Here is an 18,777-nt window from a genome sequence, read left to right on the forward strand (position 1 = left end):
CAACTCGATGCTGGAAAAGGAACAAGCGCCAACTCGGTTACCGGATGCTGCCCAACGCGTCGGAACGCCGTACCGCAGCCCCGATCTCAAGGTCCGCCGCAGTGAAAACGCCTTCGCGATGAGCCGCTACGGCAGACTCCATCTTCATTGCTTCAACCACGGCCACCGTTTGTCCCTTGGAAACGGCCTGGCCATCTTCGACAGCGAACCGGACGAGGTTGCCATCCATCGGGCTGAGCACCGCGGCCGCATCGTGCTCGGAAGCCTGCTGAGCCTGCGCCGAATTCATGGCGCCAGCCCCCGACGGGTTGCGCAACGCGTTGGTGAGAGCCATGGGCAGTCCAAGCTGCACAGCCTTGCCATCCAGCTCGATGGTGATCGTTTCCCGGCTGGTATCCAGCTGGTCGAGATCCATCTGGTCGCTGGCCTCGACTTCATTGAGGAATTCATCCTCAATCCAGGTGGTGTAGACCTTCAGCTGCTCTCCAGCGAAATCCAGATGGTCAATGACCGCGCGGTGGAAAGGCAGGACTGTGGGCACGCCGGCAATGGTGATCTCATCCAGCGCCAAGCGTGCCCGGCGCAGGGCCTGGTTGCGGTCGGCGCCGTGGACAATCAGCTTGGCAATCATCGAGTCGTAGAACGGCGGAATGACAGAACCGCTGCGAACACCGGAATCGATACGCACCCCGGCGCCGGTTGGGGCCTCGAAGCGCTCTACCGTCCCCGGGGCAGGGAGGAATCCGCGGGCAGGGTCTTCGGCATTAATGCGGAATTCAAAGGCATGGCCCTGGGGCGTTGGGTCTTCGGCCAGGGACAGCGGCAGGCCATCAGCGATGCGGAACTGCTCCGCCACCAGATCCACGCCGGCCGTTTCCTCGGTGATCGGGTGTTCCACCTGCAATCGGGTATTGACCTCCAAGAAGGAAATCAGGCCGTCTTGGGCCACCAGATATTCGACGGTGCCGGCGCCGACGTAGCCAGCTTCCTTGCAGATCGCCTTGGCGGATTCGTGGATGCGGGTTCGCTGCTCGTCGCTGAGGAACGGGGCTGGCGCTTCCTCCACCAGCTTCTGGTGGCGGCGCTGAAGCGAGCAATCCCGGGTGCCAACGACGACAACATTGCCGTGCGCATCAGCCAGGACCTGGGCCTCGACATGCCGTGGCTTGGAGAGGAAGCGCTCCACAAAGCATTCGCCCCGGCCAAAGGCTACCGTGGCCTCGCGGGTGGCCGACTCGAAGGCCTCGGTGATCTCATCGAGCGTATACGCGATCTTGATGCCACGGCCGCCACCGCCAAACGCGGCCTTGATGGCCACAGGAACACCGTATTCCTCGGCGAAGGCACGAACCTCTTCGGCATTTTCGGCAGGGCCATCGGTGCCAGGAGCCAATGGTGCGCCGGCGCGAACGGCAATCTGCCGTGCAGTGACCTTGTTGCCCAGGTCCTCAATGGCCTGGGGCGAGGGGCCGATCCACTTCATCCCGGCGTCAATGACCGCCTGGGCAAAGCTGGCGTTTTCCGAGAGGAAGCCGTAGCCCGGGTGAACCGCGTCGGCTCCGGAGCGCTTCGCGATCGCGATGATCTTCTCGATGTTCAAGTAGGTGTCCGCCCCGGTGGAACCGTGCAGCGGGTAGGCCTCGTCGGCACGCCGCATATGCAACGCGTCGGCGTCCGGATCGGAGTAGATAGCTACCGAGGCGACATTTGCGTCAGTGGCCGCCCGGGCAATGCGGACTGCGATTTCGCCGCGGTTGGCGATGAGAACCTTTTTCATGACAATCCTTGGAAGTTATTTGGCCGTCAAAGCGGCTGGGGGCTGGAGGACGAATTGGATCTTGCTTCCCGGGGGAAGCTGGGCCGCGGCGCTGAGATCCTCGGAGATGACCGTGGCGATCACCGGGTAGCCGCCGGTGACCGGATGATCAGCGAGGAAGAGCACGGGAAGGCCGGAGGGCGGAACCTGCAAGGAGCCTCGGGCGACGCCTTCGCTGGCCAGTTCGCCGGTTAGGACGCGTTGCAACGGCTGGTCCCCGGTAGACAACCTGATGCCTACCCGGTTCGATTCGCTGGTGACGTCCCAGAGCTGTTTTGCCAGCTGCTTCAACCCGCAGGGGCCAAACCACTCGGTGCGCGGACCGGGCAGAACCCTGAGCTGATATACGCCCCGGTCATCGGGAACCGGCAGTGTGCTCGGCTGGGGATTGCCGACAATGTGCCCGACGGATGGCTGTTGGACCGGAATGACGGTTCCGGAAACCAGCGGATCGGGACCGACTCCGGACAGCGTATCGGTAGACAGCGAACCGAGCACCGGCTTGAGGGTGATGTCGCCACGCACCGCAAGGTAGCTGCGCAAGCCTTGGCCGCCGGGCTCCACGCTCAAGCGCTCGCCGTGCAGCAGCGCAAAGGGAGCGTTGCTGGCTACCTGCCGGGTGGTGCGCACCTGGTCATCTTCCGCCGGAGTGATCCACAGCTGCGCCTGTGCCCCGGCATGCGCCAGGACTTGGTCCCCGCAGGCCTCGACGGTGATGCGGCTGCCCAGATTCTCGATGACCGCCTGGTCCATGCGGTTGCCCACGAGCCGGTTGGCCTGGCGGAATGCGGTGGGGTCAGCGGCTCCGGCCACGCCAACTCCGAGGTTTCCGTAGCCGATGCGCCCGGCGTCCTGGAGCAGGGATTGCAGGCCGGCATCGATGATCTTCAGGCCGCCGCTGTGTGCCTGCCCGGAGGGCTCGTCCAATGCCTCCGCTGGCTGGTTCAGAGACAGCCTCTGGGTAGCCGGGACGAACTGCACGGTATCCTGCGGCCGGATCAATGCAGGATTTTCGCGCTGCAGGTCCCACATGTGCAGGTCGGTATGTCCGATCAGCTGCCAGCCGCCGGGGGATTGGCGGGGATAAACAGCCGAGTACTCGCCTGCCAGGGCCACAGCTCCGGCCGGAACCTTGGTTCGCGGTGTGTCCCGGCGCGGGACATTCAATTCCTGGTTTTCACCGAGCAGGTAGGCAAAGCCGGGAGCAAATCCGCCGAATACCGCGCGCCATGTCTGGCTTGTGTGGGCATTGACCACTGCTTCGACACTCAGCCCGGTCAGTTCGGCGACCGCGGCAAGATCTTCGCCGTCGTAATGCACCGGAACTTCAACGAGTTTGCCCGCGGTGCGAACTGCACAGGCCACTGCAAGTCCTGGCAGGGCTTCCATGGCGCGTTCGGCGCTGTGCCTCGAATCGAACTTCAGCAGCACCGTCTGAGCGGCAGCCAACAGATCGCGCTGTCCGGGCAGGGGAGAAGCTTCCAAAGCGGCATTTAGCGCCAAGACTGCGTCAAGCGAGTCGAGATCGATGAGCAGGTCTTGCGAGCCTGCCCGGTGGATGGCGCGGATGCTCACGCGAAGCTCCGGATCTGCACGCCGGCGCTTTCCAAGCCGCTGCGCACAGCACGAGCCATGGCAACTGCTCCGGCGGTATCGCCATGAAGGCAGATGCTTTCGGCCGGCATGGTGATGGTGCTGCCATCCACCGCGACAATGGTGCCTTCGGTGGCCAAGCGGATCATGTTGGCGGCGACCACTTCGGCGTCATGCAGAACCGCGTTGGCTTCGCGGCGGGATACCAATGTTCCATCGGGGTTGTAATTGCGGTCGGCAAAAGCTTCGGCAACACCACGCAGCCCAGCGGCTTCGGCCTTTTGCAGGGCGAGCGAGCCAGGCAAAAGCAAAACAGGAAGGTCCGTGCCGAAGGCCTTGATCGCATCAATGACCGCTTGTGCATGTGCCTCGTGATGCACGATGGTGTTGTAGAGGGCGCCGTGGGGCTTGACGTACTTGATTTCTGCACCGGCGCTGCGAGCCAAAGCCTGCAATGCTCCGAGCTGGTACAGGACATCGTCAGCCAGCTCGGTAGCCGAGCAATCCAGGAAGCGGCGGCCGAAGCCGGCCAGATCCCGGTACCCTACGTGCGCGCCGATGGTGACGTTCGCGCTGACAGCATCGCGGCAGGTTTGCGCGATGGTGCTCGGGTCTCCGGCGTGGAAACCGCAAGCGATATTTGCAGAGGAGACGGAGGTGAAGATGGCGGCGTCATCACCCATTTTCCAATTGCCGAAAGATTCGCCTACGTCGGAATTCAGGTCTATGAATGGCATTGTGATCCCCGTCTCGTGAACATGTCTTGGTAAAAGAATGCCCTACTTTCGATAATTGTTCAACAATCTAGACGTCTTGTTTGGAGATCGACGCTTCGAAGGGCAGATGAAAGTGCTCCGAATTGGGTGCTGAGCAGGACCATTGCGAATGACATGGAAAACCCGGTGCCGGGGATTCCGTATGAAATTCCCGGCACTGGGCAGGGCTCGGGCTGGGACGCGCGCCGCTTAGCCTTCGTCCTCTTCTTCGCCGTCGGTATCTTCAAGGCCGAACGGGATGGGCGCGCCCTGGGTGTCGTCCGGATCAGGGGCAGCAGTATTCTTGCCCTCTGGATCCGGGGTCTGGCGTAGTCCTGTGGTTTCGTCGTGATTTGCGATTCCCTGGTTGCTTCCCTTCTTCCGTGCCTTGTCATGATGCCAGCTGAAGGGTGCTGCTCCACAAAGCCTAGCCCGGGACCCCCGGGGCCTGACGCGGTCAGAGAACTACCACGTTCGCCCGCCGCAGAACCTCGCGCAGGCAGCATCCGCGGCGAGTCCGGACGCTAGGACAATCCGATAGCGTTGCCCTGCTCGTCGACATCCATGTGCACGGCGGCCGGCACCTTAGGCAGGCCCGGCATCGTCGTCAGTGCCCCGGTGATGGCCACGATGAAACCGGCACCGGTCTTGGGAATCAGCTCGCGGACCTGCACGGTGAAGCCGCTGGCGGCGCCGAGCAGCTGCGGGTCGTCGGAGAAGGAATACTGGGTTTTTGCGATGCAGACCGGCAGGTGGGACCACCCATTGTCATTGATCTGCTGGAGCATCCGCCGGGCCTTGGGGGAGTACTCGACGCCTTCGCCCCCGTAGATTTCGCGCACCAGGGCCAGGATCTTCTCCTCGACCGGTTGCTCCAGCTCGTACAGCGGGGCGAAATTTCCCGGTTCCTCGATGGCGCGCAGCACCGCGGCGGCCAGCTCGGTGGCCCCGGTCCCGCCATGGCCCCAGACATCGGCGATGGCGCAGGCGATGCCCTGCTGCGCTGCCCAGCTGGTGACTGCTTCCAGCTCGGCGTCGGTATCCGTGGTGAAGCGGTTGATGCCGATCACCGGCTGGACACCGAACTTGGCGATGATCGAGGCGTGGCGTTCCAGGTTAGACAACCCGGCCTGCACGGCCTTGACGTTTTCGGTCCCCAGTTCTTCCCTGGGCACCGAACCATGCATCTTCAGTGCCCGGACGGTGGCGACAATGACCACCGTGTCCGGCGGGCACCCGGCGTAGCGGGCCTTGATGTCCATGAATTTCTCGGCGCCCAGATCGGTGCCGAAACCGGCCTCGGTCACCACCACATCGGCCAGTGCACGGGCGGTGTTGGTGGCGATGGCCGAGTTGCAGCCGTGGGCGATGTTGGCAAAGGGCCCGCCGTGGATGAGCGCTGGCGTGCCGCCGATGCTCTGCACCAGGTTGGGCTTGATGGCTTCCTTGAGCAGCAGCGCCATCGCACCTGCCGCACCCAGATCATCGGCGGTGACCGGAGCCTTGGCATAGGTGTATCCGACGGTGATCCTGCCCAGCCGGGCACGCAGATCCGCGAGCCCGGTGGCCAGGCAGAACACTGCCATGACCTCGGAGGCGGCAGTGATTTCAAAGCCTGTTTCGCGCGGCACTCCGTTGGCGGTACCGCCCAGGCCTATCACCACGTGGCGCAGCGCCCGGTCGTTCATGTCCAGCACCCGTTTGAAGGTGACGGACCGCGGGTCGATGCCCAAGGCGTTGCCCTGTTGCAGGTGGTTGTCGAGCATTGCCATGAGCAGATTGTTCGCGCTGGTGATGGCGTGGAAATCCCCGGTGAAATGCAGATTAATCTCGTCCATGGGCAGTACCTGGGATTGGCCGCCGCCGGTGGCTCCGCCCTTCATCCCGAAACTCGGGCCGACCGAGGGCTCGCGCAGCGCGATCATGGTCTTGGCCCCGGTGGCCGCCAGTGCGTCGGCCAGCCCCACCACCATGGTGGACTTCCCTTCACCTGCCGGTGTCGGAGACATGCCGCTGACCAGGACTACTTTTCCGCGCCGGGTTCCAGTGGGCAGCAGGGCCGGATCAATCTTTGCCTTGTACTTGCCATAGGGTTCCAGTGCAGCGTCCGGGATTCCGGCGGCTTCGGCGATCCGGGAGATCGATGCGAGCACTGCCCGCGAGGCAATCGCAAGATCGCTCATGTCGGAGTCCGGCATTGCTGTCATGCTACGTCCCCTATCTGGAGGCCCGGAGATCCGGGGATGAGGAAGACCGAGGCTTCTGGACTTCCCTGAATGGCCTTCAAGCTACCACCTTGTAGGCGAGACGAGAAGGCTGCGCCGGGCAGAACGTGGATCGGAACTTCTCCGGGAACGGGCAGGGGCGTAAGTGGTGCGATCCCCAGACCAACTTATGAGCAATCACCTATGTCGGCCCCGCCGTTTCAAAAACTCATGTGTAAATCTTGCGTTGTCGGATTCAGCTGGAAGAAACCGCGTTGCCATCGAGCGGGTAGTGCAACCGCATCGTCCGATTGCCATTAGCACGAGTCAGACTTTCGAGCTGCAAAGTGATATACGCGTATAAAATCGGCAGAACCGCAATCTCAAACGGCCGCATAAGCGCCCCATCGAGGCCAGCTTCAGGGCGCGGTCCCGGTGATAAAAGTTCGCTGAACTGCTGGCGACATTTCAATTCAGAAGCCATTCGAGTCCTGCCCTGCGCTAGGGGAGGATTATTGCCAACCCTGAAGAAGCTCCCGTTCTTAAAGACTTCGCAGGGAGCGAGCGCCACAAAGAGTAGGATCTCGCTAGCCTGGATATGCTGCTTGAGGTTCGTGAAGTTTCTCAGAAGCACCATGGCGTCCCAACGAGCCGCACCTCATTACTACGGTATGTAGATATTCCAAAAATCGATTGGAATATCTCAATTTTACTGGTAGTTTCTGTTTACAGACAGAATTAATCACTAAAAAATAGAAAGACTGGATGCGATGTCGTTAGATCGGCGGAATGTAGTATTCAACCTTGCCCCAGTGGTTCTACTAGGGTTACTAGCTCCACAAGCAGCCAAACTAGGGAGCAGTGAGCATGCGGGAGACAGATTAACGTCACTAAACGATTGCAATACCTGTGATCCTGATAGCAAAGGCTTGCAGGATATCGAAGATTTCGAGCGAGCGTTTGAAGAATTCGGTTCAGTCTCGGACATTGAGATTGCCCAGATGGCTAAGCGTCAGAAGCGATTGAATGATCTGGGTGTAATGCAACCCGCAGGGTTACCGCTCCCTGGCCCAGCTGCTATTGTAAGTTGCGCGTTAACCGCACTCTGGGTTTTCCGAAAAGGCGTCACTAAGAACCAAGTAATCATGCAGGTCACGGAAGTGATTGTTGGCTGTGTTGGAATTCCTGCGACGTCTTGGATTTTGGTCCGTGTAGCGCGTTTGGTTTGGAAGTATAGAAAGAAAATTGCCGCAGCATTGGCTGCTGTTGGTCTGACAGCAGCGCAACTCGCTCCGATTCGCAATGCTCCATACCCGGGATAGCGTGGGAGCTGCAGATTCAGTCAGGAGTTGCCTAATATGAGATGGGCCCGCAAACTCGTAGTTCGTCGAGTCGTTTTGTATCTTACGATATCTATCCTTGGCCTTTCGGCGTTGACTGGTGTTTATTGCGCGTTGGCCAACCGCCATTTCCTTGAAGTGCTGGGGAATCTCTGGATAGCGTTTGCATTTGCACTCGTAACTGCAGCTTTGACCGCAGTTAAAGACCATCGCAATGACCAAGAAGAGTTGTGAGAACCGAGATTATCGAAGTCGACTGCAGGAACCGCAACGATTACCTGATTTTAAAAATCACGATCATGAAAACAGTCTACTTCCAGCTTTGGCTACGGCTTTGCGGCTTAATAATCACAATTTCTAACGCTTCTAATTTCCTTGACTCGAGTCGATTTTCAGCCCTTCGCTGATATTGTGCGTGCAGTCATGCTCCTAGGCTGTGTTCTTTTTCGGTGGCGTAGGTTTCGTCCTGCGTTTTTGCAGTCTCCTACGAGTGAATGCTTACGAGCGCACGACCCGGTTCTACCGTTAGTTGCCTTCAATAACTGGTTCGCTCAGGCTGTATTGAACTCTCTGGCTAGCGCTTGATTGGAGCACGCCGGGCAGTGGCGGCCGGGGTCGGAGGGCTGTCTGTTTCTAGACATTTCGTCATTCCTGTCGTTTGCCCATTTTCTTCCAATGCGTCAGGCCGGGAACCGGTCATGAAACCAGCAAAGCCCGAGTGGAGGAATTCCGGCAGGAATTCTTCCACTCGGGCTGAACACCGTATTTATCTTGGCCATCTGCCGCTGGCCCGGGCGTCAGCGCTCGTGCTGCTCCGAACCTCTACGCGAATCGACCCACGGGCAGTGCATTAGTGATTTGCCTGGGACTTTTCGCCCGTGATTGACCAAGCGAAGAAGATCCCGATTGTTGCCAGCACTGCGCCGATCATGAACGCCACATGGGCACCCGAGAACAGGGCCTCGGCAGCCCCGGTGCCAGCATCGACTTTCGCTTTCGAGATCACAGACATCACCGTGACGAAAATGGTGGTGCCGATGGCTCCGCCTAATTGCTGTCCGGTGTTGAAGATGGCCGAACCGTGGCCGAAGAGCCGTGGATCCAGCGAAGCCATGGCCGAGGACATCAACCCGGTCATCAGCAATGCCAAGCCGATGGAGAAGACGATGTGGGTGATCATGAACATCCACAATTCGGTCTCGGCGTTGATCAGCGTGTACAGCCACTGGCCAGCAGCGAGCATGATGGCGCCCGGGATCAAAACTGGGCGTGGGCCGCGCTTGTCATAGATGCGCCCGAAAATTGGAGAGACGATCGCCTGGGCAACACCGCCGGGGAGCAGCATCATGCCGATCTTTAGCGAGTCAATGCCCTTGCCCGATTCCAGCAGCAGCGGAACGATCATCAACGAGCCGAGCAGGGTGCCAAAGGCGATCATGATCATGACGATCGAGAAGGTGAATCCACGCGAGCTGAACGCGGAGAGGTTGAGCAGCTCGCGTCCCGTGCTGGTCAGCGACAGCTGGCGCTTGATGAAAATCGCCAGCGATACCAGGCCAATGGCGAAGCTGAGAATTGTCAGTGCCGGGTTGGTGGAGGCATGCTCGATGCTGGAAATTCCGTACACCAGGAAACCAAAAGCCAGCGCGGAGAGTGCAACCGAAGCGCCATCTACTCGGATGTTGCGGGCACTGGAGGGAACCTTGAAGAAAATGATGCCCAAGATCAGGACTACCGCTGCAATGGGGAGCATCATCGCAAAGATATAGTGCCATCCCAAGGCATGCACCACAGCACCCGAGACGGTTGGACCGATCGCGGGACCCACGCCAATGACGATGGAATTCAGGCCCATGATGGTGCCGCGCTTGTGGATCGGAACCAGCGAGAGCGTAGTGGTCATGAGCAAGGGCAGGATGATGGCCGTGCCAAGCGCCTGGATGATGCGCGCTACGAGCAAAAAGGCAAAGCTCGGAGCGATGACGGCTATGACCGTGCCCACCAGGAAGCTGATGATGGCGAACATGAAGAGCGGGCGATGGTTGAACCGCTGCAGCAGGAAGCCGGTGGTGGGAATGACGACCGACATGGTCAGCAAGAAGCCGGTGGTGAGCCACTGCCCGGTGGCCGCGGTGATGCTCATATCGGCCATGATTCCCGGCAGTGCCACGGTCAGCACTGTTTCGTTCAGGATCATCATGAAGGCTGCCAAGGCGAGCGCCGCAATGATTCCGGTGAGCTGCTTGGTGCTGAGCGCCGCTTGAGGCGCAGGTGGTGGCGAAGCGTGGACCTCTGTTTTTGTGGGTTCTGACGTCACTTTTCCTCTTTCTTGGAGTTCTCAACTGTCAAATAGTGTCATAGAGTGACACAATTTCGTAAGGAAAACTGTCAGAGTGTGACAGGAAACTACTTTCCTTCCCGCTTATGAGACGATCGCTGGAAGCTACAGCTATGGAGGACTGCATGGGGATACGGGATCAGCGCAAGGCAGAGACCTCGCGCAAGATTCAAGCGGCAGCGTTGGATCTTGTTGAAGAGCTCGGGCTGGAGGCCACGACCGTGGCGCGAATTGCGCAGCGCGTTGGCATCTCGGATCGCACGTTCTTCCGCTATTTCGATTCCAAGGAATCGGCCATCGTCCCCGGGCAGGGCGAGCTGGTTGTCGCGCTGATGGGCTTTGCCCCTGCCCCGGGGGCAACGCCGGCGGAAATTTTCCAATCCCTTCTCCAGGTGTGCCGGGACCATTTTTCCGCGGAAATCGAGCAGCACGAGTTCCGCCGTGTCACCCGCCTGATGATCTCGGATCCCAAGCTCCTGCTGATCGCCACCAGCAGGGAGCAGGAACTGGTAATCGAGCTGAGCCGATCGCTGTCCGACCGGCGGCTGGTGACGCAAATGCAGTCCCTGCTGATCGCCGAGATGGTCGCATCAACCTGGCGCGTTGCCTGGCAGTGCTTCACCCAGGCCGAAAGGGCTGGCAGTGCTGCAGCGCCTTCGGAATTCTTCGAGCAGTCGGTTCATGAAATGCTGCAGATTTCCGCTATCGGCACCCCGGGACCCTGAGCAGCATGTAAAACGAGATTGAGTTATGGCAGATTAACTTAAATGTGACAAACTGCTCCCACGCTATTCATCCCGGCATTTCGGGGAAAAATTGGGGTTCCCAAGAACTATTCGCATGCCGTGAAAGTGTGGTGCAGGGCAAAATCGGGTAGATTTGGAACGTTGAGTTCAGGGCGGTTAACCCCGCTTCCGCACGACGTTCAGGGAGACGCCACACCTATGGCCAAGATTATTTACACCCACACCGACGAAGCGCCAATGCTGGCGACTCACTCGTTCCTGCCAATCGTGGAGGCCTTCGCGTCGACCGCAGGCGTGGAGCTCGAGACCCGCGACATCTCGCTCGCAGGCCGCATCATCGCTACCTTCCCTGACTATGTCACCGAAGAGCAGCGCATTTCCGATGCCCTGGCCGAACTTGGCGATCTGGCCAAGTCCCCAGAAGCGAACATCATCAAGCTGCCAAACATCTCGGCATCCATCCCGCAGCTCAAGGCCGCTATCGCCGAACTGCAGGCTGCCGGCTACGCACTGCCTGACTACCCGGACAACCCATCTTCGGATGAAGAGACCGACGTCCGCGCACGCTACGACAAGATCAAGGGCTCCGCCGTGAACCCGGTGCTGCGCGAGGGCAACTCGGACCGCCGCGCACCATTGAGCGTCAAGAACTACGCCCGCAAGTACCCGCACTCCATGGGCGCATGGTCCGCGGATTCGAAGACCAACGTCGCCACCATGGGCGCTGACGACTTCGCTTCGAACGAGAAGTCCGTCGTCATCGATGCGGACAAGAGCATCTCGATCCGCTTCGTCGGCGAAGACGGCGAAGTCAAGGTCCTGAAGAAGCCATTCAAGGTTCTTGAAGGCGAAGTCATCGACGGCACCGTCATGCACGTCGCGGCCCTGTCCGAGTTCCTGAAGAACGCCGTGGCCCGCGCCAAGGAAGAGGGCGTGCTGTTCTCGGCCCACCTGAAGGCCACCATGATGAAGGTTTCCGACCCAATCATCTTCGGCCAGGTGGTCAAGGCCTACTTCTCCGAGCTGTTCGACACCTACGGCGACGAGCTGGCTGCTGCTGGCCTGAACGCCAACAACGGCCTTGCTGCCATCCTCGGCGGCCTGGACGAACTTTCCGACGAGGTTCGCGCCGGCGTCGAGAAGCTGATCGCCAAGGGCCTGGAAGAAGGCCCGGCAGTTGCCATGGTCGATTCCGACAAGGGCATCACCAACCTGCACGTCCCATCGGATGTCATCGTTGACGCTTCCATGCCGGCAATGATCCGCCTGGGCGGCAAGATGTGGGATGCCAAGGGCGATACCGCAGACACCCTGGCCGTTCTGCCGGATTCCTCCTACGCAGGCATCTACCAGGTTGTCATCGATGATTGCCGTGCCAACGGCGCCTACGACCCAACCACCATGGGCACCGTGCCAAACGTCGGCCTGATGGCCCAGAAGGCCGAGGAATACGGTTCCCACGACAAGACCTTCGAATTGGCTGCCAACGGCCACGTGCAGATCGTCGACGAGAACGACACCGTGCTCATCGAGCACCAGGTCTTCGCCGGCGACATCTGGCGTGCCTGCCAGACCAAGGACGTTGCCATCCGCGACTGGGTCAAGCTGGCCGTGAACCGCGCTCGCGCTTCGCAGACTCCTGCTGTCTTCTGGCTGGACGAGAAGCGCGCACACGACGCCGTGCTGATCACCAAGGTCAACGAATACCTGAAGGAACACGACACCGATGGCCTGACCATCGAAATCCTGTCCCCAGTCGAGGCGACCCAGTACTCCATCGATCGCATCCGCAAGGGCGAGGACACCATCTCGGTGACCGGCAACGTGCTGCGCGACTACCTGACCGACCTGTTCCCGATCCTGGAACTGGGCACCTCGGCCAAGATGCTTTCGATCGTTCCGCTGCTGGCTGGCGGCGGCCTGTTCGAGACCGGCGCCGGTGGTTCGGCTCCGAAGCACGTGCAGCAGCTGGTGAACGAAAACCACCTGCGCTGGGATTCGCTGGGCGAGTTCATGGCCCTGGGTGCTTCCTTCGAGCACCTGGCAGTGAACAACGACAACGCTCGTGCCCAGGTCCTGGCTGATACCTTGGATGCCGCAACCGGCACCTTCCTGCTGGAAGACAAGTCGCCTAAGCGCAAGGTGGGCGAGTTGGACAACCGCGGCAGCCACTTCTACCTGGCAAAGTTCTGGGCAGAGGAATTGGCCAAGCAGGACAAGGATGCTCAGTTGGCTGAGGCGTTCGCGGCAGTTGCCAAGGCACTGGGCGAGAACGAGGAAACGATTGTTTCCGAGCTCGCCGAGGTCCAGGGCCAGGCCGTGGATATCGCTGGCTACTACCGTCCAGACGAAGCCAAGACTTCAGCTGTTATGCGCCCAAGCGCAACCCTGAACAAGGCTCTGGAACTGCTGACCAAGTAGTCCTCCCGAGTTGAACAGGCAGGCGCCGCCCCGTTGGGGTGGCGCCTGTTTTTCTAACGGGAGCAGGCAAAGTTGGACTGCGCATATGCTCCGACGTCCTCTGGTGTGACTGCGTCGATCGCGCTATCATGAGTGATAGCAGAGGAGGTGGTGATCGATGCCATCCATCATCGTTCGCGGTCTTGACGACGCGGTGAAGCAGCAACTCGCCGCGCAGGCGAAGGAACACGGCCGGTCCATGGAAGCCGAAGTCCGCGACATCCTCACCAAGGCAGCCAGGCGGCCGAACATCGGCATGGCCTTGCTGGCTGCGGCTCAAGAGGCCGGCGGTGTCCAAGAACTTCCAGTTCCAGGGCGTGATGACATCGCAAGATCGGTGGACTTCGGGTGATAGTCCTCGACACGAATGTCCTCTCAGAGATCTTCCGGCCCTCGCCGGAGACTCACGTCGTCGAGTGGCTCGCGTCGCTGACGGGGGACGTTGCCATCACATCGGTGACGCTCGCCGAGCTGCTCTCTGGGGTGAGGAAGCTGCCGGACGGCCGCCGAAAGACAGCGCTGGCGAAGAGCATCGAATCGGTGCTCGGACAGTACCGGGGAAGTCGATCGGTCCTGCCGTTCGATGAAGCGGCGGCGGAATGCTACGCGGTCGTACTGGCAGCCCGCGAGGGCGCCGGAGCGCCGATCAGCACGGCCGATGCTCAGATTGCCGCGATTTGCCTGGCGCATGACGCGACGTGCGCGACGCGCAACACCAAGGACTTCGAACACACCGGCATTGACCTGATTAATCCGTGGATAGCTGGCGGGTGACCTGTTCCGTGCTCGAGGTCATCGCTCAGGACGATTTCACCGAAGCGGATCTGAGCGAGCTCCGACGGCTCTTGGACAGCTGGCATCTGGGTGAGTGCGGAGGGCAGGAACCCGAACATCCATATGGTTAATCACGCTCTGAAGTTCAGGTCATCGCGGCGTCGCGTCCGGGTACCGGGCTGCCGGATGCCAATCATAGCGTTTTACCTGGAGTCTGGGAGCGGCACGGATCACCGACTAGCAGCACTCAGACTGCAGGCTGTCTTCCATGATTTACTGCGGGTTTGCGCCAATCTTAGCGGTTCGATGGTCGTTGCACTGTTCGGGAAGCGCGAGCGACTCCAGAGCCTGCATGCGGCGTTGCCCATTGCGGATTTCTTGCCGACGTATGGCCCGTGCGTTAGCCAATACTGAATAGCGGAGAATGTGTGCGGGATAGCAAAGCCTGACGTAAGCCGATCTGAGCTTCGGCGACCGGGGATAGCGAGTCAATGCCAGCGGCAGCACCAGCAGGCAGCTGCAGAGCGATGAGGCGGCAAGGACCGCGATGATCATTGCCGACGTCTTTTCGGTCCCTGCGTATTCATCGCTCGCCAGCATCATGACAGTGAGGATCGCCAGGAACGCAATGCTTGCCCCCAGCGGCACGAGCATCACTACCGCGGCCAGCCGAGAACGATTCTGCGGCAACAGCCACTGGACGCCGACGGCGCAGGCAATCAGCAGCAGCATCAAGAGCATGACCCAGAGAAGAACTACGATCTCGACATAGCGGGCTTGGTCCGCGTCCAACACGTTTCGGGGTGTGGTGAGCATAGCCATGACAAACCCGATCAGCAACAGGACCGCGCTCGCCAGTGATAGCACCAGCTTCGGCACCCGAACTGAATCACGTGGAGTGAAGTACCATCGGCGAAATGACACCTCCGTTGCACGAAGGTGCTTGGACAGCAGTTCCGGCAGCCGGCCTTGGACCGCCGAAAGATGCTCGCTTACTGACAAGCGGAAGGTTGATGCGACGTAGGCGAGAGTCTGCGAAAGGCACACAATGATCAAAGCGTCGGTCGCGTCTGTGGGGACGGAAGAGCTCATGGCCAGGAACCCAGCTAGGTAGAGCAGCCCGAACATGACTGACAGGCTCCCGCAGATCCAGGTGGAGAGGCGCAGACGTTCGCGTCTGCGAGTTTCTTCCCGCGCATCGTGCGTGGAGACTGCCAATGAGCGCGTGCTCAGCGCCAACGCAACTATCAATGTTGCCAAGACCGCCAAGGCGGTAAGGACAGTGTCTTTTCGGACCTGCACAGCGTCGAGAATAATTGCCGGAGTGTTCACGGCCGATTCCAGTCGAACGGGGGACCCCATGACGAACGAAAGGAGCACGAACGCCATGCAAAAGATGACGCCCAGCATCTGGGTGCCGGTCCATTCGCGCAGCTGATTGGGCAGCGCCTTCTCCGGTTCCTGATCCCACATGTCCTGCGCTCGTCGCTTCCTTGCCGAGCGGAGATTTCCATGAAATTGAACTTTGCCATTCATGGGCCTGATTTTTCCATCCGCCACGGACAAAATGGCCAACAGCCTAGAGCCCCCGCCCGGTCTCCCATAAATTGTCGGCGGAGCCGGTCAACTAGGCGTTGAGCGGCTTCCGCGTTCGCCGCAGTCGCCAAGGCACGGGAGGAGAACTAGGAAACGATTGTTTCCGAGCTCGCCGAGGTCCAGGGCCAGGCCGTGGATATCGCTCGCTACTACCGTCCAGACGAAGCCAAGACTTCAGCTGTGATGCGCCCAAGCGCAACCCTGAACAAGGCTCTGGAACTGCTGACCAAGTAGTCCTCCCGAGTTGAACAGGCAGGCGCCGCCCCGTTGGGGTGGCGCTTGCCTGTTTTAACGTTCTGCGGGCGAAGTTGGGTGACGTAACGGGACGTTCACCACCGCACGAGGTCAGCATGGCGATGACGGTCAGAATACCGATGATGACGGGCAGGCCCGGTTCAGATCATAAACAATCATAAACAAAAAGAAGCCCCATACCGCGTTGCGATACGAGGACTTCCCAATGATATATGCACGGATCACAATCCCAACTTTTACAAGTTAGGCGGTCCAGCTTCTGTCTAATATCCTACTTTGATGACCCCAGCAAATCAAATAGCGGACTTTGGCAGCTTTCTTGCCGGAGCGCGGTTCCAAACATACTTGGATTGTTGCCAGAACGATCGACAATTGGCATTAGCAACCTACACGTGGAACTCGAAGTTGGCCGCAGAACTTTCACGCGTTCTGGGACATGTGGAAGTTGTCCTCCGTCATGCGCTGGATCAGCAGCTTCGCGTCTGGAACGCTGCCCAGCCGCTAACCAACGGACAGCCAAATTGCAATGACGCTCGTGGGCGAGATGGTGGGAGTTCCGAGGAATGGCTGAAACATCCAGCACCGTTGCTATTCAAATTAGTGAATACAAGAACACGGTCGGGCAAAATACTGTCAACGTACGATGGGTCACTGCGTCGAGCTATCGATGGGAGTAACGAAAGAGACCCGGCCCACCCAAGGTTCGCTGCACATGTCACTCACGATGACATAATTGCGCACACCACCTTTGGTTTTTGGCTGCATCTACTCCCCAATCCGAAACATCGCCATACTCCGCTATCCAAACTCAATCAGCAGGATCGAGCTAAAGAGGCGGCCGCCAGAAGACTTTGGACGACGGCCCTTTCCAACGCCTTCCCAGGTCTGACCAATGTATACGTAGTTCAGTACTACCTTCAGCGCGCGCATGCATTGAGAAACCGAATCGCTCATCACGAACCGCTGTTGAATACCGACTCGAAATCATACTTCAGAACATCTACGCGGTTACTGCATGGAATCAGCCCGGCGGTTGGGAGTTGGGTCGGCGCAACCGCCGAGGTAGTTCAGATCTTGAAGAATCGCCCTAGCGCAAAAGAATAGAACAGGGAGCCTGTGGGCATTGGTCTCCCGCATGCATCTGCGTACTCTATGGGGTCTTTTGCCGTCACCTTCTCTAGCAATAATTCTGCGAAACCTCAGACAGGGTGAGAGTGACTTTACAGAATCCTTCGTTTCAGTCGGTTTCGCAATTGGACTGGAAGTATCCGGCAGTTATGTCTATGGGCAATTGCTCCCCGATTTAGTTGCGTCGTTCAGTCGTGGACTGCGGTATTGACTAAATGAACAGGTACAACTTACAGCCCCCGCCCAGCCTCCCACAGGTTGTCGGCGGTGCCGGTCAGCAGCGCATTGAGCGAGACGGCCTGCGCATCGGTGAACGAGGCGATGTAGTCCACGATGGCCCGGGACTGGCCCAGGCGCTGCACCTCATCCGGTCCGGCCTGGCGGAACAGCTCGGGGGACAGCTCGCGCAGGTTCCGGTACTCCTCGGTGGCGGCTTCGACCGAATCGAGCAGCCGGCGCGGGGCGCGCCCGGCATCATCGGGATCATTGAGCCAGTTGTGGAACCCTTCGGCCAGCGAGCGGATGATCCTGGTCTGCCCGCGCTGGTACACGGCCAAATCCGGGCGCTCAAGCACAAAGCGCGAGTGGACGAATTTCAGCACGATCACGTCGTGCCAGGCCTCATCTCCCAACCGGACGTGGCCGCTGCGCACGGTGGGGGTCTGTTCGACGGTCACCGACTGCTGGAGCCGCTCGATCCACCGGCGGGTGAATGCGGTGACCGCGCGATCTGCTTCCAGTCCGCCGTCGTAGGGGACCGCCAGCAGCCCGTCGACCAGGTCGTGGCCCACCCGCTCCACGGACTCCCGGAATGCCTGCGCATCGGCGATCCATGGATCCTTGGCCAGTGCCCGCCGCCAGGTCTGCTCCAAGGCGTGCCCCGGGCGCCGGGCATCGAGCTCGGCCTGCTTCAGCTGTCCCAGGCTCGACGAATGCTCCAGCCAGGCGCGCAATTCCGCCGAGACGCTGGTGTACTGCAGCACCCCGGCGCGATAGAAGTCATCCAGATCGTGCACGGCATAGGCAATGTCATCGGCGATGTCCATCACCGAGCTCTCGAGGGTCTGCTGGTGCTGGCCGATGTTGGGGAAGACTGAGAGTACGTCTGCCATCTCGTGGGCGTCGACATCGTAGGCCGAATATTTCAATGCCCCTGCCGCTGGGTCTGTCCCCACGCCGCGGGGCAGCATCTCCGGGGCCAGCGGGGCCAGCGCGCGCCATTCATTGCGGGTCCACGGGTACTTCAGGACGGCGGCGCGCACAGCACGGGTGAGGTTCATGCCGCGGGCGGTGGCATCGCAGCTGTCCAGCGCCGTGAGAATTCTGAAGGTCTGGGCGTTGCCCTCGAAGCCGTCGGGCAAGTTCAGCGTTCCCCGGGCCACGCGATCCAGCTCCAGTTCGCCGAGATGGCCGAAGGGCGGGTGCCCCAGGTCGTGGGCCGCCGCGGCGGCCTGCACGACTACCGGGTCGCAGCCACCCAAATGATCGACGAGTCTTCTAGTTGATTCATCAGCGTTACGCAGCCGGATGGCGATGGAGCGGGCCACCGCCGAGACCTTCAGCGAATGGGTCAGCCGGTTGTGCACCAGGGTGCCGGAGCCTGCCTGGGGGATCACCTGGGTGACCGAGGACAGCCGGGAGAAATAGGGGGAGAAGCGGATGCGCTCGATATCGACGCGGAACTCGTCCTCGTCGTTCAGGCTCGGCTCGGCAATGGCGCGATCCCGCCCGCCGCTTTGATGAGTCTTGGCCCTGTATTCCATGGTAGAAAC

Annotated in this window: 15 protein-coding genes; 7 read left to right on the forward strand and 8 right to left on the reverse strand. The window is 60.2% G+C overall.

The window, feature by feature from the left end; genetic code table 11:
- Positions 1-37: 37 nt before the first annotated feature.
- Genes AOZ07_RS03725 through AOZ07_RS03735 form a run of 3 tightly spaced genes read right to left on the reverse strand, consistent with a single transcriptional unit; the run spans position 38 to position 4,146 of the window.
- On the reverse strand, positions 38-1,777 hold the full coding sequence (locus AOZ07_RS03725) for an acetyl/propionyl/methylcrotonyl-CoA carboxylase subunit alpha (protein WP_060700769.1): 1,740 nt from the start codon (positions 1,775-1,777) through the stop codon (positions 38-40).
- 15 nt (positions 1,778-1,792) lie between these two features.
- On the reverse strand, positions 1,793-3,391 hold the full coding sequence (locus tag AOZ07_RS03730; protein ID WP_060700770.1) for a 5-oxoprolinase subunit B/C family protein: 1,599 nt from the start codon (positions 3,389-3,391) through the stop codon (positions 1,793-1,795).
- A complete protein-coding gene (locus AOZ07_RS03735; protein ID WP_060700771.1) occupies positions 3,388-4,146 on the reverse strand; it encodes a LamB/YcsF family protein in 759 nt (252 codons plus the stop codon). Before AOZ07_RS03735 ends, AOZ07_RS03730 begins: the two co-directional genes overlap by 4 nt.
- Positions 4,147-4,299: 153 nt before the next feature.
- Between AOZ07_RS03735 and AOZ07_RS03740 the strand changes: the two genes are divergently transcribed.
- Complete coding sequence (locus AOZ07_RS03740) at positions 4,300-4,497, forward strand: hypothetical protein (RefSeq protein ID WP_194943782.1); 198 nt, start codon at positions 4,300-4,302, stop codon at positions 4,495-4,497.
- A 191-nt stretch (positions 4,498-4,688) separates the two neighbouring features.
- Here AOZ07_RS03740 and AOZ07_RS03745 read toward each other — a convergent pair whose 3' ends face one another.
- Positions 4,689-6,371, reverse strand: coding sequence for a formate--tetrahydrofolate ligase (locus tag AOZ07_RS03745; RefSeq protein WP_060700773.1), 1,683 nt, complete (start codon positions 6,369-6,371; stop codon positions 4,689-4,691).
- 253 nt (positions 6,372-6,624) lie between these two features.
- Entirely contained in the window at positions 6,625-6,852 is a 228-nt protein-coding gene (locus AOZ07_RS18670; protein ID WP_194943783.1) for a hypothetical protein, read from the reverse strand.
- Between the two features lie 286 nt (positions 6,853-7,138).
- Between AOZ07_RS18670 and AOZ07_RS03755 the strand changes: the two genes are divergently transcribed.
- Positions 7,139-7,690 (forward strand): hypothetical protein, encoded by a 552-nt coding sequence (locus AOZ07_RS03755; RefSeq protein WP_194943784.1) that lies wholly within the window; start codon positions 7,139-7,141, stop codon positions 7,688-7,690.
- An 868-nt stretch (positions 7,691-8,558) separates the two neighbouring features.
- On the opposite strand, the gene AOZ07_RS03760 is transcribed toward AOZ07_RS03755, so the two are convergent.
- Positions 8,559-10,025: an MDR family MFS transporter gene (locus tag AOZ07_RS03760; RefSeq protein WP_060700776.1), complete on the reverse strand. Its 1,467-nt coding sequence runs from the start codon at positions 10,023-10,025 to the stop codon at positions 8,559-8,561.
- 146 nt (positions 10,026-10,171) lie between these two features.
- Here AOZ07_RS03760 and AOZ07_RS03765 point away from each other — a divergent pair, with 146 nt between their 5' ends.
- The 4 genes from AOZ07_RS03765 to AOZ07_RS03780 all read left to right on the forward strand — a co-directional run bounded on the left by AOZ07_RS03765 (position 10,172) and on the right by AOZ07_RS03780 (position 14,026).
- A complete protein-coding gene (locus AOZ07_RS03765) occupies positions 10,172-10,771 on the forward strand; it encodes a TetR/AcrR family transcriptional regulator (protein ID WP_194943785.1) in 600 nt (199 codons plus the stop codon).
- A 219-nt stretch (positions 10,772-10,990) separates the two neighbouring features.
- Positions 10,991-13,213, forward strand: a complete 2,223-nt coding sequence (locus AOZ07_RS03770; RefSeq protein WP_060700778.1) for an NADP-dependent isocitrate dehydrogenase — start codon at positions 10,991-10,993, stop codon at positions 13,211-13,213.
- A gap of 157 nt (positions 13,214-13,370) precedes the next feature.
- Complete coding sequence (locus tag AOZ07_RS03775; RefSeq protein ID WP_060700779.1) at positions 13,371-13,604, forward strand: FitA-like ribbon-helix-helix domain-containing protein; 234 nt, start codon at positions 13,371-13,373, stop codon at positions 13,602-13,604.
- Positions 13,601-14,026, forward strand: a complete 426-nt coding sequence (locus tag AOZ07_RS03780) for a type II toxin-antitoxin system VapC family toxin (protein WP_060700780.1) — start codon at positions 13,601-13,603, stop codon at positions 14,024-14,026. Before AOZ07_RS03775 ends, AOZ07_RS03780 begins: the two co-directional genes overlap by 4 nt.
- Before the next feature lie 273 nt (positions 14,027-14,299).
- On the opposite strand, the gene AOZ07_RS03785 is transcribed toward AOZ07_RS03780, so the two are convergent.
- Positions 14,300-15,562: a hypothetical protein gene (locus AOZ07_RS03785; protein ID WP_194943786.1), complete on the reverse strand. Its 1,263-nt coding sequence runs from the start codon at positions 15,560-15,562 to the stop codon at positions 14,300-14,302.
- Positions 15,563-15,718: 156 nt separating this feature from the next.
- Between AOZ07_RS03785 and AOZ07_RS18675 the strand changes: the two genes are divergently transcribed.
- Positions 15,719-15,856 carry an NADP-dependent isocitrate dehydrogenase gene (locus AOZ07_RS18675; protein ID WP_194943854.1) on the forward strand — a complete coding sequence of 46 codons (138 nt, stop codon included), beginning with the start codon at positions 15,719-15,721 and terminating at the stop codon, positions 15,854-15,856.
- A gap of 1,379 nt (positions 15,857-17,235) precedes the next feature.
- Here the strand turns inward: AOZ07_RS18675 and AOZ07_RS03790 are convergent.
- A complete protein-coding gene (locus tag AOZ07_RS03790) occupies positions 17,236-18,768 on the reverse strand; it encodes a deoxyguanosinetriphosphate triphosphohydrolase family protein (RefSeq protein WP_060700782.1) in 1,533 nt (510 codons plus the stop codon).
- Between the last annotated feature and the right edge of the window lie 9 nt (positions 18,769-18,777).

It is taken from the genome of Glutamicibacter halophytocola, assembly GCF_001302565.1.
In the GTDB taxonomy this organism is placed as follows: domain Bacteria; phylum Actinomycetota; class Actinomycetes; order Actinomycetales; family Micrococcaceae; genus Glutamicibacter; species Glutamicibacter halophytocola.